The 19,423-nt window shown below is 72.8% G+C and carries 24 protein-coding genes; 5 read left to right on the top strand and 19 right to left on the bottom strand.

The window, feature by feature from the left end:
- The coding region (locus tag AB5970_RS14520; protein ID WP_370504650.1) for an NAD(P)H-hydrate epimerase at positions 1-215 on the bottom strand (215 nt) is incomplete at its 3' end.
- 104 nt (positions 216-319) lie between these two features.
- Here AB5970_RS14520 and AB5970_RS14515 point away from each other — a divergent pair.
- On the top strand, positions 320-1,306 hold the full coding sequence (locus AB5970_RS14515) for an LLM class F420-dependent oxidoreductase (protein ID WP_370504649.1): 987 nt from the start codon (positions 320-322) through the stop codon (positions 1,304-1,306).
- Positions 1,307-1,308: 2 nt separating this feature from the next.
- Here the strand turns inward: AB5970_RS14515 and AB5970_RS14510 are convergent, their stop codons facing one another.
- Complete coding sequence (locus AB5970_RS14510) at positions 1,309-1,662, bottom strand: holo-ACP synthase (RefSeq protein WP_370504648.1); 354 nt, start codon at positions 1,660-1,662, stop codon at positions 1,309-1,311.
- A gap of 31 nt (positions 1,663-1,693) precedes the next feature.
- A complete protein-coding gene (gene glmS / locus AB5970_RS14505; protein ID WP_370504647.1) occupies positions 1,694-3,550 on the bottom strand; it encodes a glutamine--fructose-6-phosphate transaminase (isomerizing) in 1,857 nt (618 codons plus the stop codon).
- 65 nt (positions 3,551-3,615) lie between these two features.
- On the opposite strand from glmS, the gene coaA reads away from it, so the two are divergent.
- Positions 3,616-4,566, top strand: a complete 951-nt coding sequence (gene coaA / locus AB5970_RS14500) for a type I pantothenate kinase (RefSeq protein WP_370504646.1) — start codon at positions 3,616-3,618, stop codon at positions 4,564-4,566.
- A gap of 6 nt (positions 4,567-4,572) precedes the next feature.
- Here coaA and AB5970_RS14495 read toward each other — a convergent pair whose 3' ends face one another.
- The 7 genes from AB5970_RS14495 to AB5970_RS14465 all read right to left on the bottom strand — a co-directional run bounded on the left by AB5970_RS14495 (position 4,573) and on the right by AB5970_RS14465 (position 10,457).
- Positions 4,573-5,166 carry a hypothetical protein gene (locus tag AB5970_RS14495; RefSeq protein WP_370504645.1) on the bottom strand — a complete coding sequence of 198 codons (594 nt, stop codon included), beginning with the start codon at positions 5,164-5,166 and terminating at the stop codon, positions 4,573-4,575.
- A 137-nt stretch (positions 5,167-5,303) separates the two neighbouring features.
- Positions 5,304-6,002 carry a DedA family protein gene (locus AB5970_RS14490; protein WP_370504644.1) on the bottom strand — a complete coding sequence of 233 codons (699 nt, stop codon included), beginning with the start codon at positions 6,000-6,002 and terminating at the stop codon, positions 5,304-5,306.
- 165 nt (positions 6,003-6,167) lie between these two features.
- Entirely contained in the window at positions 6,168-6,803 is a 636-nt protein-coding gene (locus AB5970_RS14485) for a peptide deformylase (protein WP_370504651.1), read from the bottom strand.
- Positions 6,804-6,832: 29 nt separating this feature from the next.
- Positions 6,833-8,182, bottom strand: coding sequence for a phosphoglucosamine mutase (gene glmM, locus AB5970_RS14480; RefSeq protein WP_370504643.1), 1,350 nt, complete (start codon positions 8,180-8,182; stop codon positions 6,833-6,835).
- A 132-nt stretch (positions 8,183-8,314) separates the two neighbouring features.
- Complete coding sequence (rpsI, locus tag AB5970_RS14475; protein WP_056088985.1) at positions 8,315-8,803, bottom strand: 30S ribosomal protein S9; 489 nt, start codon at positions 8,801-8,803, stop codon at positions 8,315-8,317.
- A 38-nt stretch (positions 8,804-8,841) separates the two neighbouring features.
- Positions 8,842-9,291 carry a 50S ribosomal protein L13 gene (rplM, locus tag AB5970_RS14470; protein ID WP_370504642.1) on the bottom strand — a complete coding sequence of 150 codons (450 nt, stop codon included), beginning with the start codon at positions 9,289-9,291 and terminating at the stop codon, positions 8,842-8,844.
- Between the two features lie 224 nt (positions 9,292-9,515).
- Entirely contained in the window at positions 9,516-10,457 is a 942-nt protein-coding gene (locus tag AB5970_RS14465) for a LysR family transcriptional regulator ArgP (RefSeq protein ID WP_370504641.1), read from the bottom strand.
- Between the two features lie 70 nt (positions 10,458-10,527).
- Here AB5970_RS14465 and AB5970_RS14460 point away from each other — a divergent pair, with 70 nt between their 5' ends.
- Positions 10,528-11,124, top strand: a complete 597-nt coding sequence (locus AB5970_RS14460; RefSeq protein ID WP_370504640.1) for a LysE/ArgO family amino acid transporter — start codon at positions 10,528-10,530, stop codon at positions 11,122-11,124.
- A 12-nt stretch (positions 11,125-11,136) separates the two neighbouring features.
- Here the strand turns inward: AB5970_RS14460 and AB5970_RS14455 are convergent, their stop codons facing one another.
- Complete coding sequence (locus AB5970_RS14455) at positions 11,137-12,819, bottom strand: ABC-F family ATP-binding cassette domain-containing protein (protein WP_370504639.1); 1,683 nt, start codon at positions 12,817-12,819, stop codon at positions 11,137-11,139.
- A gap of 99 nt (positions 12,820-12,918) precedes the next feature.
- Here AB5970_RS14455 and AB5970_RS14450 point away from each other — a divergent pair, with 99 nt between their 5' ends.
- Positions 12,919-13,359 carry a DUF5709 domain-containing protein gene (locus AB5970_RS14450; RefSeq protein WP_370504638.1) on the top strand — a complete coding sequence of 147 codons (441 nt, stop codon included), beginning with the start codon at positions 12,919-12,921 and terminating at the stop codon, positions 13,357-13,359.
- Positions 13,360-13,456: 97 nt separating this feature from the next.
- Here the strand turns inward: AB5970_RS14450 and truA are convergent, their stop codons facing one another.
- On the bottom strand, positions 13,457-14,359 hold the full coding sequence (gene truA / locus AB5970_RS14445; protein WP_370504637.1) for a tRNA pseudouridine(38-40) synthase TruA: 903 nt from the start codon (positions 14,357-14,359) through the stop codon (positions 13,457-13,459).
- Between the two features lie 69 nt (positions 14,360-14,428).
- Here truA and AB5970_RS14440 point away from each other — a divergent pair, with 69 nt between their 5' ends.
- Positions 14,429-15,196 (top strand): ROK family protein, encoded by a 768-nt coding sequence (locus AB5970_RS14440; RefSeq protein WP_370504636.1) that lies wholly within the window; start codon positions 14,429-14,431, stop codon positions 15,194-15,196.
- 18 nt (positions 15,197-15,214) lie between these two features.
- Here AB5970_RS14440 and AB5970_RS14435 read toward each other — a convergent pair whose 3' ends face one another.
- From AB5970_RS14435 to infA, 7 genes are all read right to left on the bottom strand, one after another.
- A complete protein-coding gene (locus AB5970_RS14435; protein WP_370504635.1) occupies positions 15,215-15,952 on the bottom strand; it encodes an alpha/beta fold hydrolase in 738 nt (245 codons plus the stop codon).
- A gap of 99 nt (positions 15,953-16,051) precedes the next feature.
- Positions 16,052-16,582: a 50S ribosomal protein L17 gene (gene rplQ, locus AB5970_RS14430; RefSeq protein WP_370504634.1), complete on the bottom strand. Its 531-nt coding sequence runs from the start codon at positions 16,580-16,582 to the stop codon at positions 16,052-16,054.
- 74 nt (positions 16,583-16,656) lie between these two features.
- Positions 16,657-17,667: a DNA-directed RNA polymerase subunit alpha gene (locus AB5970_RS14425; protein WP_370504633.1), complete on the bottom strand. Its 1,011-nt coding sequence runs from the start codon at positions 17,665-17,667 to the stop codon at positions 16,657-16,659.
- Positions 17,668-17,810: 143 nt separating this feature from the next.
- A complete protein-coding gene (gene rpsK / locus AB5970_RS14420) occupies positions 17,811-18,212 on the bottom strand; it encodes a 30S ribosomal protein S11 (protein WP_370504632.1) in 402 nt (133 codons plus the stop codon).
- Between the two features lie 72 nt (positions 18,213-18,284).
- Positions 18,285-18,665: a 30S ribosomal protein S13 gene (gene rpsM, locus AB5970_RS14415; RefSeq protein ID WP_315093933.1), complete on the bottom strand. Its 381-nt coding sequence runs from the start codon at positions 18,663-18,665 to the stop codon at positions 18,285-18,287.
- Positions 18,666-18,851: 186 nt separating this feature from the next.
- A complete protein-coding gene (rpmJ, locus tag AB5970_RS14410; protein WP_013117849.1) occupies positions 18,852-18,965 on the bottom strand; it encodes a 50S ribosomal protein L36 in 114 nt (37 codons plus the stop codon).
- A 67-nt stretch (positions 18,966-19,032) separates the two neighbouring features.
- Complete coding sequence (infA, locus tag AB5970_RS14405; protein WP_013770189.1) at positions 19,033-19,254, bottom strand: translation initiation factor IF-1; 222 nt, start codon at positions 19,252-19,254, stop codon at positions 19,033-19,035.
- Between the last annotated feature and the right edge of the window lie 169 nt (positions 19,255-19,423).

Below are 19,423 nucleotides of genomic sequence, written 5' to 3'. Positions count from 1 at the left end.
AGCAGCGCGCCGGCGTACAGGGCGTCGCCGCCGTTGTTGCCGGACCCGACCAGCACCACCACCCGCGCGCCCGTCACCCGCCCCCGCAGGTCGACGAGCGCCGCGGCCACGTGCACGTGCAGCGCGAACGCGGCCCGCTCCATGAGCGGTACCCCGGCGGCCAGCAGCGGCTGCTCGGCGGCGCGCACCTGCGCGGAGGTCCAGGTCTGCAGCACGCCTCCCATCCTGGTGGGTCGACGGGGCACCTGCCCAGCCGGTCGGCACGGATCGATTCGACCCGGGCAGGCAGGACCGTCGCCGCGCGGGTAACCTGCCCCGCATGCGCTTCGGACTCTTCATCCCTCAGGGCTGGCGGCAGGACCTCACCGGCATCGACCCGCGTGAGCACTGGCAGACGATGAGCGGCTTGGCCAGGCACGCCGACGAGGGCGACGCCTACGAGTCGATCTGGGTCTACGACCACTTCCACGCGGTGCCCGAGCCCAACGGCGAGGCCACGCACGAGGCGTGGAGCCTCATCAACGCGTTCGCCGCGTCGACCAGCCGCGTCCGGCTCGGCCAGATGTGCACCTGCATGGCGTACCGCAACCCGGCGTACCTGGCCAAGGTCGCGACGACGGCCGACATCATCTCGGGCGGCCGCGTCGAGATGGGCATCGGCGCGGGCTGGTACGAGCACGAGTGGCTGGCGTACGGCTACGGCTTCCCGTCGGCCGGCACGCGGATCGCGATGCTCGACGAGGGCGTCCAGATCTTCAAGCAGATGTGGACCAACGGCACCGCGACGCTGGACGGCGAGCACTACCAGGTGTCCGGCGCGCAGCTCGCGCCGCTCCCCCTTCAGGTCGACGGCCCGCCGCTGTGGATCGCGGGCGGCGGCGAGAAGAAGACGCTGCGCATCGCCGCCGAGCACGCGGCGTACACCAACTTCGACGGCAGCCCGGAGGGCTTCGCGCACAAGTCGGAGATCCTGCGCGGCCACTGCGAGGCCATCGGCCGCCCGTTCGAGGAGATCACGCGCTCGGCCAACTACAACGTGGTCATCGGCGCCACCGAGGCCGACGTCGACGACCGGATTGCCTGGGTGGAGGAGCACTACAGCAACTCCGTGCCGGCCAAGGCCGCGCAGGTCGCCGAGGAGTTCCGCAACGGGACCCTGGTGGGCACGCCCGAGCAGATCGTCGAGAAGCTCCAGGCGCTGCAGAAGCTGGGCATGACCTACGCGATCACGTACTTCGCCGAGGCGGCGTACGACCGCTCGGGGATCGAGCTGTTCGAGAACGAGGTCGTCCCCGCCCTGCGCTGACCTCAGTCCCGCTCGGCGACGACCACCGCCGACGCGATGCCCGCGTCGTGGGAGATGGACAGGTGGAACCGGTCCACCCCCGCGGCCGCGGCCGCGGCGGCGACCGTGCCGACGACCTCGACGACGGGCTGCGCGCCGAGCACCCGTCGCACGGTCGCGTCCTGCCAGCTCATGCCTGCGGGCGCGCCGAGCGCCTTGGCGATCGCCTCCTTCGCGGCGAACCGCGCGGCCAGCGACGTCTCCGGCATCTCGCGCTCCTCGGGCGTGAAGAGGCGGTCGCGCAGGGCCGGCACCCGGTGCAGGGTCTCGACGAACCGGGCGACGTCCACGACGTCGATGCCCACCCCGATGATCACGCTCGGCGCACGCCGGGCTCGCGCGGGTGGCTCACTCGACCGTGACCGACTTGGCCAGGTTGCGCGGCTGGTCGACATCGAGGCCCTTGGCCGTCGCCAGCTCGCACGCGAACACCTGCAGGGGCACCACGGCCAGCAGCGGGGCCAGCAGCGTGGGCGACTGCGGCACGAAGAACACCTCGTCGGCGTACGGCAGCACGTCCTCGTCGCCGTCCTCGGCGATCACCAGGGTGCGGGCCCCGCGGGCGCGGATCTCCTGGATGTTCGAGACCACCTTCGAGTGCAGCGAGTCCCGTCCGCGCGGCGAGGGGACGATGACGAACACCGGCTGCCCCTCGTCGATGAGCGCGATGGGCCCGTGCTTGAGCTCGCCGGCGGCGAACCCCTCGGCGTGGATGTACGCGAGCTCCTTGAGCTTGAGCGCACCCTCCATGGCCACGGGGAACCCGACGTGCCGGCCGAGGAACAGCACGGACGTGGTGTCCACCATCGACCGCGCGGTCTCCCGCACCCGGCCGGACCGGTCGAGCACCTGCTGGATCTTGTCGGGCATGGCGCGCAGCTCGGCCAGGATGGCCGCCACCTCGTCCGCGTACTTGTTGCCGCGCAGCTGCGCCAGGTACAGGCCCAGCAGGTAGGCCGCGGTGATCTGCGCCAGGAACGCCTTGGTCGACGCCACCGCGATCTCGGGCCCGGCGTGCGTGTACAGCACCGCGTCGGACTCGCGCGGGATGGTCGAGCCGTGCGTGTTCACCAGGGCCAGCACCTTGGCGCCCTGCTCGCGCGCGTGGCGCACCGCCATCAGGGTGTCCATGGTCTCGCCCGACTGCGACACGGCGACCACGAGGGTCCGCTCGTCCACCACGGGGTCGCGGTACCGGAACTCGTGCGCCAGCTCGACCTCGACCGGGATACGGCACCAGTGCTCGATCGCGTACTTGGCGACGTGCCCCGCGTAGGCCGCGGTCCCGCAGGCGACGACGATGATCTTGTCGACCGAGCGCAGCACCGACTCGTCGATCCGCACCTCGTCGAGCACCAACCGCCCGTGCGCGTCGGTGCGCCCGAGCAGGGTGTCGGCGACGGCCTGCGGCTGGTCGTGGATCTCCTTGTCCATGAACGAGGCGAAGCCGCCCTTCTCGGCGGCGGCCGCGTCCCAGTCGACCGTGTACCGGCGGGCCTGCGCGGGCCGCCCGTCGAAGTCGGTGACGGCGACGGCGTCGGGGGTGATGGTCACCACCTGGTCCTGACCCAGCTCGAGCGCCTCGCGCGTGTGCGAGATGAACGCCGCCACGTCCGACCCGAGGAAGTTCTCCCCCTCGCCGATGCCGACGACGAGCGGCGAGTCGTGCCGGGCGCCGACCACCGTGTCCGGGGCGTCCTCGTGCACGGCCAGCAGCGTGAACGTGCCGTGCAGCGCGCGCGCCACCTCGGTCATCGCGGCCGTGAGGTCGCCCGTGGTCAGGTACGCCCGGGCGATGAGCTGGGCGGCGACCTCGGTGTCGGTCTCCGACAGGAACTCGACGCCGTCGGCCACCAGCCCGGCCTTGAGGCTGGCGAAGTTCTCGACGATGCCGTTGTGGATCACCGCCAGCTTGCCCGCGACGTGCGGGTGGGCGTTGACGTCCGTCGGCGCGCCGTGGGTGGCCCAGCGGGTGTGGCCGATCGCCGCGGTGGACTCCGGCAGCGGGCGCAGGTCGAGCTCCTCGACCAGGTTGGCCAGCTTGCCGGCCTTCTTGGCCGTGGCCAGCCGGCCGTCCGGGCTCACCAGCGCCACGCCCGCGGAGTCGTACCCGCGGTACTCGAGGCGGCGCAGACCCTCCAGCACGACATCGAGGGGGCGGTCGCTGGCTACCTGGCTACCGACGTAGCCGACGATTCCACACATGGCCGCGAGTCTACCGGGGCGCGCCCGGACGGCCCCCGCGGCGGACCTCGGGCACAATCGACCCCGTGCCATCGTCGCTGACCCCGGCCACGCCCTACGTCGACCTGGATCGCGACGCCTGGACGCGGCTCTCCGCCTCCACCCCGCTGCCGCTGACCGACGCCGACGTCGAGCGCCTCGCGGGCCTGGGCGACCCGATCGACCTCGCGGAGGTCGACGCCATCTACCGGCCGATCTCCCGGCTGCTCGACCTGCACATCGAGGCGACGCGCGGGCTGCACGCCGCGTCGAGCACGTTCCTGCGCGAGGACGTCGGCGGCACCCCGTTCGTCATCGGGGTGGCCGGCTCGGTGGCCGTCGGCAAGTCGACCACCGCGCGCCTGCTGCGCGAGCTGCTGGCCCGCTGGCCCGCGACCCCCCGGGTCCAGCTGGTGACCACGGACGGCTTCCTCTACCCCAACGCGGAGCTCGAGCGCCGCGGGCTGATGGAGCGCAAGGGCTTCCCCGAGTCCTACGACCGGCGGTCCCTGCTGCGGTTCGTGTCCAAGGTGAAGGCCGGCCGGCCCGAGGTCCACGTCCCCGTGTACGACCACCTCACCTACGACATCCTCCCGGGCCGCGAGATCGTGGTGAACCGGCCCGACGTCCTCATCGTCGAGGGCCTCAACGTCCTGCAGCCGGCCCGCCCGACCGCCGAGGGCACGTCGAACCTCGCCGTGAGCGACTTCTTCGACTTCTCGATCTACGTCGACGCGCGGACGGCCGACGTGCGCCGGTGGTACGTCGACCGCTTCCTGGCCCTGCGGGAGACGGCGTTCGCGCGGCCCGAGTCGTACTTCCACCGGTTCGCGTCGCTGACCGACGACGAGGCCGTCGAGCGCGCCGAGCGCATCTGGGACTCGATCAACGAGCCCAACCTGGTGCAGAACATCCTGCCGACCCGCAGCCGGGCGACCCTGGTGCTCACCAAGGGCTCCGACCACTCGGTCGAGCGCGTCCGGCTCCGCAAGCTGTAGGGCCGGTCAGGGGGTCTCGCTGTCCCCGGCCGGGTCGACCAGGCGCACGGGGTACTGCTCGCTGTCGGTCTCCTCGAGCGCGTCGAGCGCCGCCGACACCGCCGCCTGCGGGCTCCCGCAGCGGTCGGTGGGCCACGTCGGGCGGATCGCCCGGCCCAGGGCGTCGACCAGCCAGAGGGCCGGCGGCACCACCGTCGACGTGCTGCAGGTGCCTCCGCGCGGCGCCGACGGCCGGCGCAGCGCGGTGACCAGTGCGTCGAGGTCGCCCTCGCGCCGGCTCGCGGTGAGCGCGACCCAGGTCCCGGACGAGTCGTGCAGCGTGCCGCCGGGGGTGCAGACGACGACGCTCACGGGGGCGAAGCCGTCGGGCACACGCCCCGGCGCCGGGGCGTCCGCCCGCGGGGTGCCACCCGCGGCGGCCTCGTCGTCCGACGCCAGCTCGAGCTCGGCGAGCACCTGCGGCGAGAGGCAGTCCGCGGTCGCGGCGACCACCGCGGTCGGCGCGTCCTGCGCCTGGTCGGGCGCGCTGCAGGCCGCGAGGCCCGTGAGGAGCACCGCGGGCAGCACGAGGCACGCCGCCCACCGTGCACGCCTGCCCATCTCGCCCCCTGTCGCCTCTGCCCATGCGTCAGCACACCCCCGGGGGTGTGGACGAGCACGGGAGCGCCGACCGCGACGTCGGCACAGTCAGAGAGTAAGCACAGTCATGGGGGAAATGACCGGGTGAGACCGGATCGTTAGGCGGCGGGGTCGGATCGTGAGCGTCCTGTGACCGGAGGGACGGTCTCGGGCAGAGGAACGGGGGCCTCGTCGGCGATCCGCACCGCGCGCTCGGGCTCGGCGACGACGCGACGGCGGGTCAGGCGGCGCAGGATCCAGTCCACGACCACCCCGATGGCCAGGCCGCCCACCACACCGACGGCCACAGCGGCGAGGGTGTGGTCGCCCAGCCACGCGCCGGCCCCGATCCCGATGAGGCTCGAGTAGCAGCCCCACGTGAGCGCGGCGATGGCGGTCAGCCCCATGAACCGACGGCGGCTGTACCCGACCGCGCCCGCCGTCATGTTGACGGCGACCCGGCCGATCGGGATGTAGCGCGCGGCGATGATGAAGGCCGCCCCGCGGTTCGCCAGGGCGTTCTCCGCCCAGTCGACGGCGGCCTGCCCCCGGGGCGACCGGAGCAGCCGCAGCTCGCGCACCTTGACCTTGGTGCCGATCTGGTACGCGATCTGGTCGCCGGTCCACGCGCCGGCGGCGGCGACGAGCACGATGAGCGCGAGGTTCGGCGCACCCGTCGACATCGACAGCGCCGCGAGGGCGATGACGATCGACTCGCTCGGGATCGGGGGGAAGAACCCGTCGATCGTGGCGAACAGGTACAGCACCACGAAGATCCACGGGGAACCGACGAGCGCCAGCGCCCAGGCCTCCACCACGTGTGATCCTCCTGCGTCGTGCACCGGCGGTCGATCCGCCGGTGTCGTGTGACCACGGTAAGTCGCGCCGGGCCCGCAGGGACATAGGGGTGACCCCCGGTTCATCCCTGGGGCAGCCCCGAATCCTCCCGGGGTCGGACCCGGGGTCAGCCCCGGGTCGCTTGCTCAGGACAGCGGGAACCCGAGGGCCCGGGCCGCGGCGGCGGGGCTCGGTTCGGCGGCCCAGCGGGCGCCGAACTCGTCGGTCGCGGCGAGCGAGCGCAGCTCTGCGCGGTCGAGGTAGAGCGTGCCGCCCAGGTGATCGGTCTCGTGCTGCACGATCCGCGCGGACCAGCCCGACACCACCTCGTCGAGCGCCGTGCCGTGCTCGTCCAGCCCGACCAGGTGCACCTGCCGGGCGCGCGCGACGACGGCCTGGTACCCGACGACGCTCAGGCACCCCTCGTAGAACGCGACGTGCTCGGCGTCGACCGGCGTGTAGCGCGGGTTGACCAGCACCCGGAACGGCAGCGGCTCGCGCTCGCGCACCTCGGCGTGCTCCTCGGAGACCGAGCCCGGGTCCTCGAGCACGGCGAGGGCCAGCGGGAGCCCCAGCTGCGGCGCGGCCAGACCGACGCCGGGCGCGGCCCGCATCGTCCGGTGCATGACGTCGAGCAGGGCGGCGAGCTCCTCGTCCGAGAGCTGGCCGTCGTACGGCGTCGCCACCGCACGCAGGGCCGGGTGACCCGCCTGGACGATCGGCGCGAGCCCCTCGGGCGACCGGGTGCCGGCCTCGACGATCCAGAGCGCCACGTCGCGCAGCGCCTGGTCCCACTGCGGGCCCGAGGGCACTAGAGCGCCAGCCGCTGGGAGACGACGCCGGCGAGGTCGTGCGCCACGCGGTCCGCCTCCGTCTGGGTGCCTGCCTCGACCATGACCCGGACGAGGTCCTCGGTGCCGGAGGACCGCAGCAGTACGCGGCCGGTGTCCCCGAGCGCGGCCTCGGCCGCGCGCACGGCGTCGAGCAGCTCGTCGTCGCTGCCCGCGCGGCGCTTGTCCACGCCCGGCACGTTGACCAGCGTCTGCGGCAGCCGGTGGACCACGCCCGCCAGGTCGGCGATCGTCGTGCCGGTCGCCGCCACGCGGGCCGCGAGCTGGAGCGCCGTCAGCACGCCGTCCCCGGTGGTGGCGTGGGCCGCCATGATGATGTGCCCGGACTGCTCCCCGCCGAGCGAGTACCCGCCCGCGCGCATGGCCTCGAGCACGTACCGGTCGCCCACCGCGGTGTCGATCGTCCTGATGCCGGCCTCCCGCATGGCGATCTTCAGCCCGAGGTTGCTCATCACGGTGGTGACCAGAGTGTCGTCGACCAGGTCGCCGCGGTCGCGCATCGCGATGGCCAGGATGCCCATGATCTGGTCGCCGTCGACCAGCGCGCCCGTCGCGTCCACGGCAAGGCACCGGTCGGCGTCCCCGTCGAACGCGACCCCGAGGTCGGCCCCGGACGCGACCACGGCGGCCTGCAGCTGCTCGGGGTGGGTGGAGCCGCACTTCTCGTTGATGTTGCGCCCGTCGGGCGAGGCGTTGATGACCACGACGTCGGCGCCGGCCGCCCGCAGCGTCGCGGGGCCCACCTCGCTGGCGGCGCCGTTCGCGCAGTCGACCGCGATCCGCAGGCCGGCCAGCGACACGTCGATGGTGCCGACCAGGTGCTCGATGTACTGCTCGCCGGCGCGACCGGTGTCGACGCGGATGCGGCCGACGTCACCGCCCAGCGGCCGCTCCCAGTCCTCACCCATGCGCGCCTCGATGGCGGCCTCGAGCTCGTCGTCGAGCTTGTGACCACCCTTGGCCAGGAACTTGATGCCGTTGTCGGGCATCGGGTTGTGCGACGCCGAGAGCACGACCCCGATGTCGACGCCGAGCTCGGCGGTGAGGAACGCGACGGCCGGCGTCGGCAGCACGCCCACGTTGTTGACGTCGACGCCGGCGGAGGCGAGCCCGGCGGAGACGGCGGCGGCGAGGAACTCCCCCGACGCCCGGGAGTCACGGCCGACGATCGCGCGCGGCCGGTGCCCCTCGAACTGGCCCAGGGAGCCCAGCACGTGCGCGGCGGCCACGGAGAGGTCGAGCGCCAGCTCGGCGGTCACGTCCCGGTTGGCGAGCCCACGCACGCCGTCGGTCCCGAACAGTCGGCCCATGGTCAGACTCCTTCGTCGTGAGGCGCCCCGCGGAGCCCTCGCACGTCCCTGCTGATGGTCGCAGACATGCCGATGGCCCCGCTGGTCGTGAGACCAGCAGGGCCATCGGGCCTTGCACTCAAAGACAGCGGATCAGCGCTTCGAGTACTGCGGTGCCTTGCGGGCCTTCTTGAGACCGGCCTTCTTGCGCTCCACGACGCGGGCGTCGCGGGTCAGGAAGCCGGCCTTCTTGAGAGCCGGGCGGTTGTGCTCCTCGTCGATCGCGTTGAGCGCACGGGCGATGCCCAGGCGCAGCGCGCCGGCCTGGCCGCTCACGCCACCGCCGGTGATGCGGGCGACGACGTCGAAACGACCCTCGACGTCGACCAGCTTGAACGGGGAGTTCACGAGCTGCTGGTGCACCTTGTTCGGGAAGTAGTCCTCGAGCGTGCGCCCGTTGACCTTCCACTGACCGGTGCCGGGGACCAGGCGCACGCGCGCGATGGCCTCCTTGCGACGGCCGAGGGCGTTCGCGGGTGCCGTGATGCTCTGACCGCGGCCCGTCGGGGCAGCCGTCTCGGAGGTGTAGCTGGTGGGGGTGTCATCGCCCTCGAGGTCGATGTCGACCGTGGTCTCTGCCACTGGTGTCCTCGCGTCCTTGTTCTCTGTACTCAGCCGGCTCACGCCTGCTGAGAGACCTGGGTGATCTCGAAGGGCTTCGGCTGCTGCGCCGCGTGCGGGTGCTCGGCACCGGCGTAGACCTTGAGCTTGGTGAGCTGCTGACGCGCGAGCGAGCTCTTGGGGAGCATGCCGCGGACAGCCTTCTCGATCGCGCGCTCGGGGTGCTTCTCCAGGAGGTCGGAGTAGGCCACGGCGCGGAGGCCACCCGGGTAACCCGAGTGACGGTACGCGAGCTTGTTCTCGCGCTTGTTGCCGGTCAGGGCGATCTTCTCCGCGTTGATGACGATGACAAAGTCACCGCCGTCGACGTGCGGAGCGAACGTCGCCTTGTGCTTGCCGCGCAGCAACGTGGCCACATGAGTGGCCAGGCGGCCCAGGACGACATCGGTCGCGTCGATGACGTACCAGTTCCGCTCGACGTCGCCGGGCTTCGGGGTGTACGTGCGCACGGTCGTCAGCCTTCGTTTCGTTGCGAATCTTGTCGCGGCAGACCTCGCAGGGTGCGGGTCCGCCGATGAATGCTTTCGTCGGCTTCCGGGCGGCGAGCGGGAACGCACCAGCCCTGCCGTTCTGGCTCGGTGCTGCGTGCTGAGAGGGCACGAGCAGCCGCCGGAACGGGGACGCACAACGACACACCAGGGTAGCCGCCGCGTTGCCGGAGGGTCAAAACGCGCTAGGCCCCGCCGGGCGGCCCGTGCCGCGGAACCGGGCGCAGGGCCGCCGACGCCGCCCGCACGACCCTCTCGGTCAGGTCGTCCAGCGTGGGCGTCCGCAGCGCCCAGTGCTGCCAGTACAGGGGGACGTCGAGGTTCCTGCCGGGCCGGACCTCGACCAGCGCACCCGCCGCGATGCGCTCCGTCGCCGCCGCCTCGGGCACCATCCCCCACCCGAGCCCGGCCTCGATCAGCCCGACGAACGCGGACTGCGACGGCACGAAGTGCACCAGCGGCGTGACGGTGCGGCGGCCCACCACCGACGCCACGAACCGCTCCTGCAGGCCGTCCTCCCGGTTGAACGCGAGCAGGGGCGCCGCCGCGAACGCCTCGGCGCCCAGGCCGTCGGCGAACCACCGGTCCCGCTGCTCGGGCGCGGCCACCGCCAGGTACCGCATGGCCCCCAGCCGGCGCACCCGGCAGCCCTGCACCGCGCGCGGGTCGGCCGTCACCGCGGCCATCACCGTGCCGTCCCGCAGCAGGTCAGCGGACAGGTCCTGGTCCTCGCGCCGCAGGTCGAGCAGCACGTCCGGGGGCAGGTCGGCCACGGCCGCGGGGAACCAGGTGGACATCGAGTCGTCGTTGACGGCCACCGGCAGCCGCCGTGTCGCACCGGCCGTCCGGGCGCTCCGGGGGCCGCCCGGGGCGGGCACCAGCTGACCGAGCGCGTCCCTGCCGAGCAGCTCCACCTGGCCCGCCAGCCGGACCAGCACCTCGCCGTCCTCGGTCGGGCGGCACGGCCGCGTGCGCAGCACCAGCACGCGGCCCACCTGCTGCTCGAGCGCCTTGATGCGCTGGCTGACGGCCGACGGCGTGACGTGCAGCCGCTGCGCGGCCGCGTCGAAGCTGCCCTCGTGCACGACGGCCGCGAGGGCGCTCAGCTGGTCCGCGTCGAACGCCACATGAATGATCCTAACGGATCACCAGAACCATGAACTGGTCTTCATGACGCCCACCGCCTAGCGTCGTCCCGTGCCCGCCGCCGCCCTCTCGGGCTTCCTCACCGCCCTGTCGCTCATCGTCGCGATCGGGGCACAGAACGCCTTCGTGCTGCGCCAGGGCATCCGGCGGGAGCACGTGCTCCCGGTGGTGGCCGTCTGCGCGACGGCGGACGCGCTGCTCGTCGCAGCCGGCATCGCGGGGCTCGGCGCGCTCGTCACGTCCCATCCCGCCGTGCTCACGGCCACCCGGTACGTCGGCGCGGCGTTCCTGCTCGTGCTCGCGGTGGGCGCGGCGTTGCGCGCGCGGCACCCGTCGCGGCTCGACCCCGCGGCGGAGGGTCCCGTGGCGCTCGGCGCGGTGCTGTCGACCTGCCTGGCCCTGACCTTCCTCAACCCGCACGTCTACCTCGACACGGTCGTGCTGCTCGGCTCGCTCGCCCACCAGCACGACCCGGGCGCCTGGGCGTTCGGCGCCGGCGCCGTGACCGCCAGCGTCGTCTGGTTCACCGCGCTGGGATTCGGCGCGGCCTCCCTGCGCCCGGTGTTCGCCAAGCCCCGCGCATGGCAGGTGCTCGACCTCGTCATCGCGGTGGTGATGGCGACCCTGGCGGTCGCGCTCGTCGTCTAGCTCGTCGTCCGGTCAGCGCACCCGGTCCACGCGCGCGGCGTCCCAGACCGGCTCGGGCGTCTCGACGACCTCCCCGTCCGCGCCGAACACCAGGTACCGGTCGAACGTCCGCGTGAACCAGCGGTCGTGGGTCACCGCGAGCACCGTGCCCTCGAACGCCGCGAGACCGGTCTCCAGGGCCTCCGCCGAGTGCAGGTCGAGGTTGTCGGTCGGCTCGTCGAGCAGCAGGAGCGTCGCTCCCCCCAGCTCGAGCAGCAGGATCTGCAGGCGCGCCTGTTGCCCGCCGGAGAGCGTCTCGTACCGCTGCTCCGCGGCCCCGACCAGCTCGTACCGGTCCAGCGCCTTGCTGGCCTGCTCCCGCCCGAGGCCCGAGCGGTGCCCCTCCCCCCGGTGCAGGATCTCGAGCAGCGTGCGCCCGACCAGCTCCGGGTGCCCGTGGTTCTGCGCGAACCAGCCCGGCCGCACGCGCGGGCCCAGGACCACCCGACCGGTGTGCTTCACCGGCGCCACGGGCACGTCGTCGGCGGGCGCGTGCTCCGGCCCGGGGTCGCTGCCGCCGGCCGCGAGCAACCGCAGGAAGTGGGACTTGCCCGAGCCGTTGGAGCCCAGCACGGCCACCCGCTCGCCGAACCACACCTCCAGGTCGAACGGCTTCATCAGCCCGGTGAGCTCCAGACCCGTCGCGACGACCGCGCGCTTGGCGGTCCGGCCGCCCCGCAGCCGCACCCGGACGTTCTGCTCGCGGGCGAGGAGCGTGGGGGGTCCCGCCTCCTCGAACTTGCGCAGCCGGGTCTGCGCCGCGGAGTAGCGCGACGCCAGGCCGTCGTTGAACGCCGCCTTGGTCTTGAGGGTCAGCACGAGCTCCTTGAGCTTCGTGTGCTCCTCCTCCCACCGCCGCAGCAGCTCCTCCAGCCGCGAGCGCCGGTCCTCCCGCGCCTGGTGGTACGTGGCGAAGCCGCCGCCGTGCACCCACACGGCGGCGCCCATCACACCGGGCTCGAGCGTCGCCACCTGCGTGGCGACGCGCGCGAGCATCTCGCGGTCGTGGCTGACGAAGAGCACGGTCTTGTTCGACGCCCGCAGCTTGTCCTCGAGCCAGCGCTTGGTCGGCACGTCGAGCGCGTTGTCGGGCTCGTCGAGCAGCAGCACCTCGTCCGGGCCGCGCAGCAGCGCCTCGAGCACCAGCCGCTTCTGCTCGCCGCCCGAGAGCGTGCGCACCTCGCGGTGCTGCGCCTGCTCGAACGGGATGGACAGCACGGCGTCGGTGACCCGGTCCCAGCCCGCCTCGGCCTCGTAGCCCCCGACGTCGGCCCAGTCGACGAGCGCCTGCGCGTACCGCATCTGCGCGGGCTCGTCGTCGACCTCCATGATCGCCAGCTCGGCCGCGGCGAGCTCGGCGGCGGCGTCCCGGACGGCCGGCGCGGCGAGCGAGGCCAGCAGGTCCCGGATCGACCGGTCGTCGTCGATGCGCCCGATGTCCTGGCGCATGATGCCGAGGCCGCCGCTGCGCCCGACGGACCCGCTGTGCGGCTGCTCGTCGCCGGCCACGATCCGCAGGAGCGTCGTCTTGCCCGCGCCGTTGGGCCCGACGAGCGCGACGCGGGCGCCGTCGCCGACGCGGAACGTGATGTCGTCGAGCAGCGGGCGCCCGTCGGAGAGCACGTACCCGATGCCGCCGATGTCCAGATGACCCATGCCCCCATCCTCCCTGCCGCACGGGGTGTGGCCCATCGCATTGTCCGTGGGCCCGCTCACCTCTGGCGTCGGCGCACGCTCGGTGCGAAGGTCGGAGGCATGACCGACACCTCCGGCACCAGCCAAGACCCCGAGCTCGACAGCGAGGGTGACACCGACCAGCTGTCCAGCGAGGACACCCTGCTCGACCGCGGCGTCGAGGACCTGCTCGACGAGGGCTACACGGTGCCCACCCGGCCCCGCTCGAACCACTACGGCGAGACGCCGTGGGAAGAGGCGCACCGGGAGACGATCGACCAGCGCATCGGGCAGGAGGAGCCCGAGGTCTGGGAGGCCCGCCCCCGCCCCGAGCGCGAGGAGTACCGCGCCGGCCGCCTGATCGAGGACGACGACGCCGTCGAGGCCGGCGGCACCGACGGGTTCGCCATCGACGCCGGCATCTCGGGCGGCGCGGCGACCGCCGAGGAGGCCGCCGTGCACCTCATCGAGGAGGAGTACGTCGACGACCGCCGGTACCGCGACGACGTCGACGAGGACTGACCTGGAGCGCAGCGCAGGGTGAGGGGCGCGGAGCGTCACTCGCCCGGAGCGGAGCGCAAGGGCAGTCCGACCGGCAAGACCCGAGGACTGACCTGCCTCAGCCGCAGCAGCCTCCGGCGTGCTGCAGGTCCTCGGCCGCCCGGCGCGCGCGCGTCTGCGCCGCCCGGGCGGCCAGCTGGTCGTCGGACGGGTAACCCACCTCTTCCAGCGTGAGCCCGCGGGCGGCGACCACGTGCACCCCGGCGTCCCGACGACGGCGCGCGAGGAGCTCGGCCGGCCAGCCCGGGCCGCTGCGCCCCTCCCCCACGGCCAGGCTGGCGCCCACCAGCGAGCGCACCATCGAGTGGCAGAACGCGTCCGCCTGCACCGTGGCGACCACGAGCCCCGCGTCGGGTCCGTCGACCGGCCGGGACCAGGCGAACGCCTCGAGGGTGCGGATCGTCGTGGCCCCCTCGCGCGGCTTGCAGTACGACGCGAAGTCGTGCCGGCCCACCAGCGGTCGCGCGGCCGCGGCCATGGCGTCCACGTCCAGCGCGCGGCGGTGCCAGAGCACGTGCGCGCGGGACAGCGGGTCGCGCCGGGCCGCGTCGTCGCAGATGCGGTACGTGTACCGCCGGCGCAGGGCCGAGAACCGGGCGTCGAACCCGTCGGGCGCCCGGGTCAGCGCGTGCAGCACGAGGTCGGTGGGCAGCACGCCGCCGAGCCGGCCCAGCAGCGCCTCCTCGACCGGGCGGTCCGTCCGGCCGCGCGACGCCGCCAGCAGCCCGGCGGGGATGTCGACGTGAGCCACCTGGCCGCGCGCGTGCACGCCCGAGTCCGTGCGGCCCGCCACGGTCACCCGGGGCGGTCCGTCCGTGCGCAGGACGGTCGCCAGGGCCGCCTCCAGCACGCCCTGGACCGTGCGCAGGCCGGGCTGCAGCGCCCAGCCGGCGAAGTCGGTGCCGTCGTAGGCCAGGTCGAGCCGCAGCCGGACGGCGGGCTCCTGCACGCTCTCGCTCACGGGTCCACACGGTAGTCGGCGTCGGCTCGGTTCCCGGGCACCGGCCTCCGGCCGGACTAGCGTGGGCCCGTGCCCAGCACCGGCTCCGACCCGTTCACCCTGGCCGTCGACTGCGGTGGCGGAGGCATCAAGGCGTCCGTGCTGGACGCGGCCGGCACCCTGCATGCTCCCGCGGTCCGCGTGCCCACGCCGTACCCGCTGCCGCCCGAGCGCCTCGTCGCCACGATCGCGGACATCGCCGCCGGCCTCCCCGCCGCCCAGCGCGTCACGGTCGGCATGCCCGGCATGATCCGGCACGGCGTCGTCGTCGCGACCCCGCACTACGTCACCCGCGCCGGCCCCCGGACCGCGGTCGACCCCGACCTGTTCGCCGCGTGGGCAGGGTGCGACATCCGGGCGGCCGTCGAGGCGCGGCTCGGCCTGCCGACCCTCGTGCTCAACGACGCCGAGGTGCACGGCGCGGGCGTCATCTCGGGGACGGGCATCGAGCTCGTGCTCACCCTCGGCACCGGCCTGGGCACCGCGCTGTTCGACGGCGGGGTGCTCGCGCCCCACCTCGAGCTCTCGCACGCGCCCGTGCGCTGGGGCACCACGTACGACGCGTACATCGGGCAGGTCGAGCGCGCCCGCCTCGGCGACGGGCTGTGGTCCCGACGCGTCCGGCGCGTGGTCGACGGGTTCCGGCCCGTGTTCGTGTGGGACCGGCTCTACCTCGGCGGCGGGAACGCGCGCCAGGTCACTGCGACCACGTTGGCCCGGCTCGGCGACGACGTCGTCGTGGTGCCCAACCAGGCCGGGATCGTGGGCGGCGTCCGGGCGTGGTCGCTCGGCGCCTGACGTCGCAGCGCCGCCGGCTCACCCGGCGGCGGACCGCCCCACCCCGGCGCGGTCGTCGACCTGGTCCAGCGCCTCCAGCATCACCCGCGTGAACCGCGCCGGCTGGACCAGGCTCACCAGGTGCGTCGCGCGGGGCACGACGACCAGCCGCCCGTCCCGGCACGCCGCCAGGAACCGACGCTCCTCGCCGCGGAAGTGGTCGAACGCGCCGTTGACCAGCCAGACCGGCGCCTCGACCCGCGCCAGGTCCTCCAGGGGGGTCGCGACCGTCATCTCGCGCAGCACCTGGTTCGTGACGTCGAGCGCGAAGCCGCCGGCACCGACGTCGCGCGCGCCGTCGGGCGGCAGGGCGAGGTCGACGAGGAACCGGTTCAGACGCGCGCCGCGATCCGGCAGCAGCGCGATGCCGCGGGCGCCGACGGACCAGCCGCCGAGCAGCAGCCGGTGCGGCTGGGTGGAGCACGACGCGGCGAGCAGCCCGGCGACCTGGCCGGGCCGACGCGCGGCATGCCGGATGCCCACGTACCCGCCGAGAGAGAGGCCGACGACGAACGCCTCCCCGCCCACCGTCTCGATCGCCTCGGCGACCGTGTCCACGGCGGCGTCCAGCGTGAACGGCTCGGCGACCCGCGCGCCGTGCCCGGGCAGGTCGACCGCGACCGCGCGGCGCCCGACGCGCTCCAGCGCCGCCAGCTGGGCACGCCACATCGTGCGGGACGTCCGCAGCCCGTGCACGAGGACGACCGGCAGGCTCATGCTCCGACTGTAGGCGCGGTGCCCGGCGCCGTCGGGGCCCCCGGACGCGCGAGAGCCCGGGACCAGTCGGTCCCGGGCTCTCGCGGTGGAGCTGTCAGGTCACGCCTTCTCGGCGTCGCCCTCGGCCTCGGCGGGCGCGTCCTCGACGACGGCGTCCTCGACGGGCGCGTCCTCGACGGGCTTGTCCTCGACCTTGTCGGCCGTCTTCGACTTCGGCGCAGCCTTCGCGGCGGCCTTGGTGGCCTCCTTGACGACGGCCTGCTTCGGGGAGAGCGGCTCGAGCACGAGCTCGATGACGGCCATCGGGGCGTTGTCGCCCTTGCGGGGGCCGATCTTGGTGATGCGCGTGTAGCCACCCTGACGCTCGGCCACGGCCGGGGCGATCTCGGTGAACAGCACGTGCACGACGGACTTGTCCTTGACGACGGTCATCACGCGGCGGCGGGCGTGCAGGTCACCACGCTTGGCGAACGTGATCAGGCGCTCGGCGAGCGGACGCAGGCGCTTGGCCTTCGTCTCGGTCGTCGTGATGCGCTTGTGCTCGAACAGCGACGTCGCGAGGTTCGCGAGGATCAGCCGCTCGTGCGCCGGTCCGCCACCGAGCCGGGGACCCTTGGTGGGCGTAGGCATGGTCTTTACTCCTTGAGTTCCAGTGATGGGCTGTGGACGGTCGGCCGTCGGGCCGACCGTCTACGTCCCCGGCGTCAGTACTGCTCGTCCTCGACGAAGTCGCCCTCGTCGTCGCCGTAGTAGGCGGTGGCGGACGGGTCGAAGTCGAGCGGGCTGTCCTTGAGCGTCAGGCCGAGCTCGGCGAGCTTCTCCTTGACCTCCGTGATGGACTTCGCACCGAAGTTGCGGATGTCCAGGAGGTCGGCCTCGGACCGCGCCACGAGCTCACCCACGGAGTGGATGCCCTCGCGCTTGAGGCAGTTGTAGGAGCGGATCGTCAGCTGCAGGTCCTCGATCGGCAGAGCGAGGTCCGCGGCGAGCGCGGCGTCCGTCGGCGACGGGCCGATCTCGATGCCCTCGGCCTCGACGTTGAGCTCACGGGCCAGCCCGAAGAGCTCGACCAGCGTCTTGCCGGCCGAGGCCAGCGCGTCGCGGGGGCCGATGGCCGACTTGGTCTCGACGTCGACGACCAGCTTGTCGAAGTCCGTGCGCTGCTCGACACGCGTCGCCTCGACCTTGTAGGTCACCTTGAGGACGGGCGAGTAGATCGAGTCGACCGGGATGCGGCCGATCTCGGCGTCGAACGACTTGTTCTGGTTCGCCGACACGTAGCCGCGGCCACGCTCGACGGTCAGCTCGATCTCGAGCTTGCCCTTGTCGTTCAGCGTGGCGAGGTGGAGGTCGGGGTTGTGCACCTCGACGCCGGCCGGCGGCACGATGTCCGCGGCGGTGACCTCACCCGCGCCCTGCTTGCGCAGGTACATCACGACGGGCTCGTCGTTCTCCGAGGAGACGACCAGCTGCTTGATGTTGAGGATGATCTCGGTGACGTCCTCCTTGACGCCCGGCACGGTGGAGAACTCGTGCAGGACGCCGTCGATCCGGATGGACGTGACGGCGGCACCGGGGATGGAGGACAGCAGCGTCCGGCGGAGCGAGTTGCCGAGCGTGTAGCCGAATCCCGGCTCCAGCGGCTCGATGGAGAACCGCGAACGGTTCTCCGAGATGACCTCTTCGGTCAGGGTGGGGCGCTGTGCAATCAGCACGGTGTGTTTCCTCTCAGCGGGCGTCCGCCATATGACGCTGCGCAGTACTACGGGCCGGCCCGGTCTCGGTCTACCTGGCCGACGTCACGCTGTCCGGGTCGGTGCGCACCTCGCGGCGCGCACCGACCCGGCGAAGCCGTGGGTCAGACGCGACGGCGCTTCGGCGGACGGCAGCCGTTGTGCGCCTGGGGCGTCACGTCCTGGATCGAGCCGACCTCGAGGCCGGTCGCCTGCAGCGAGCGGATCGCGGTCTCGCGGCCGGAGCCGGGGCCCTTGACGAAGACGTCGACCTTCTTCATGCCGTGCTCCTGGGCGCGACGGGCGGCCGCCTCGGCGGCGAGCTGCGCCGCGAAGGGGGTCGACTTGCGCGAGCCCTTGAAGCCCACCTGGCCCGACGAGGCCGACGCGATGACGGCGCCGGTCGGGTCGGTGATGGAGATGATCGTGTTGTTGAACGTGCTCTTGATGTGCGCCTGGCCGTGGGAGATGTTCTTCTTCTCCTTGCGGCGCGGCTTGCGCACGGCAGAACGGGTCTTGGGAGGCATTCTCTTCTTCTCTCGAGATCAGCTGGTCGGTGACCGGCGGCGCATCGTCTGACGCGACCGTGCCGGAAAGGGCTACTTGCGCCCGGCCTTCTTCTTGCCGGCCACGGTGCGCTTGGGGCCCTTGCGGGTACGCGCGTTGGTCTTGGTGCGCTGCCCGCGCACCGGAAGGCCACGGCGGTGACGCAGGCCCTCGTAGCAGCCGATCTCGACCTTGCGGCGGATGTCCGCAGCGACCTCACGGCGAAGGTCACCCTCGAGCTTGTAGCTGCCCTCGAGGTAGTCACGGAGCGCGACGAGCTCGGCGTCGCCGAGGTCCTTCACGCGGAGGTCCGGGCTGATGCCGGTCGCGGCCAGAGTTGCCTGGGCGCGGGTACGGCCGACCCCGTAGATGTAGGTGAGCGCGATCTCGAGCCGCTTCTCGCGGGGGAGGTCGACGCCGATAAGACGTGCCATGTGCCTGGTGGCTCCTGAACTGCTTCGGAGGTCTGCCGCACGGCCCTCCCGCGTGCTTGCGGGCCTCGGCCTCCGACCGAGGGTGCACCGGCGGGTGAACGCCGGAGTGGCTGTGCGCTTGCTGGTCCCCGGGGGGACCGGTGGTGCTGGTCGAGCTGCTGGTCCGAGCGGACCGGCGTCAGGGCATCAGCCCTGGCGCTGCTTGTGGCGCAGGTTCTCGCAGATCACCTGGACGCGACCGTGCCGGCGGATCACCTTGCACTTGTCGCAGATCTTCTTGACGCTGGGCTTGACCTTCATCGCGTGTTCCTCCGCCGCCGTTCTTTCTCGGGGTCCCCCGAGGGATGACGGCGTGTTCGAGTGGTGATTACTTGTAGCGGTAGACGATCCGGCCACGGGACAGGTCGTACGGGCTCAGCTCGACCACCACCCGGTCCTCGGGGAGGATCCTGATGTAGTGCTGTCGCATCTTGCCCGAGATGTGGGCGAGCACCTTGTGGCCGTTGGTGAGCTCCACGCGGAACATCGCGTTCGGCAGAGCCTCCACGACGCTGCCCTCGATCTCGATGACACCGTCCTTCTTCGCCATATCCTCCGCTAACTGTCGGTCGTGTGGATCAGCCCACATCAGCCGACTCCGCTCCTGACAGGAGCGGCACCGGTCGCGGTGGGGCCTACGTGGGAATTACGTGTGGGGACAGCGCGCCAGGGTTTCTGCAGGAGAACCGGGCGCACACCCAACGGACGATCTTACGCCA

The sequence above is a fragment of the Cellulomonas sp. ICMP 17802 genome, from assembly GCF_041295535.1.
Lineage (GTDB): Bacteria > Actinomycetota > Actinomycetes > Actinomycetales > Cellulomonadaceae > Cellulomonas.
Note: the sequence above shows the minus strand (reverse complement) of the source record. Positions and strands in the feature narration are given on the sequence as shown.

What these genes read in the sequence shown, in the direction of transcription:
- AB5970_RS14515 (WP_370504649.1), top strand. Translation starts at nt 320, where the DNA reads ATGCGCTTCGGACTCTTCATCCCTCAGGGCTGGCGGCAGGACCTCACC.
- glmS (WP_370504647.1), bottom strand. Translation starts at nt 3,550, where the DNA reads ATGTGTGGAATCGTCGGCTACGTCGGTAGCCAGGTAGCCAGCGACCGC.
- AB5970_RS14495 (WP_370504645.1), bottom strand. Translation starts at nt 5,166, where the DNA reads ATGGGCAGGCGTGCACGGTGGGCGGCGTGCCTCGTGCTGCCCGCGGTG.
- glmM (WP_370504643.1), bottom strand. Translation starts at nt 8,182, where the DNA reads ATGGGCCGACTGTTCGGGACCGACGGCGTGCGTGGGCTCGCCAACCGG.
- AB5970_RS14455 (WP_370504639.1), bottom strand. Translation starts at nt 12,819, where the DNA reads ATGGGTCATCTGGACATCGGCGGCATCGGGTACGTGCTCTCCGACGGG.
- AB5970_RS14450 (WP_370504638.1), top strand. Translation starts at nt 12,919, where the DNA reads ATGACCGACACCTCCGGCACCAGCCAAGACCCCGAGCTCGACAGCGAG.
- AB5970_RS14435 (WP_370504635.1), bottom strand. Translation starts at nt 15,952, where the DNA reads ATGAGCCTGCCGGTCGTCCTCGTGCACGGGCTGCGGACGTCCCGCACG.
- rplQ (WP_370504634.1), bottom strand. Translation starts at nt 16,582, where the DNA reads ATGCCTACGCCCACCAAGGGTCCCCGGCTCGGTGGCGGACCGGCGCAC.
- rpsK (WP_370504632.1), bottom strand. Translation starts at nt 18,212, where the DNA reads ATGCCTCCCAAGACCCGTTCTGCCGTGCGCAAGCCGCGCCGCAAGGAG.
- rpsM (WP_315093933.1), bottom strand. Translation starts at nt 18,665, where the DNA reads ATGGCACGTCTTATCGGCGTCGACCTCCCCCGCGAGAAGCGGCTCGAG.
- rpmJ (WP_013117849.1), bottom strand. Translation starts at nt 18,965, where the DNA reads ATGAAGGTCAAGCCCAGCGTCAAGAAGATCTGCGACAAGTGCAAGGTG.
- infA (WP_013770189.1), bottom strand. Translation starts at nt 19,254, where the DNA reads ATGGCGAAGAAGGACGGTGTCATCGAGATCGAGGGCAGCGTCGTGGAG.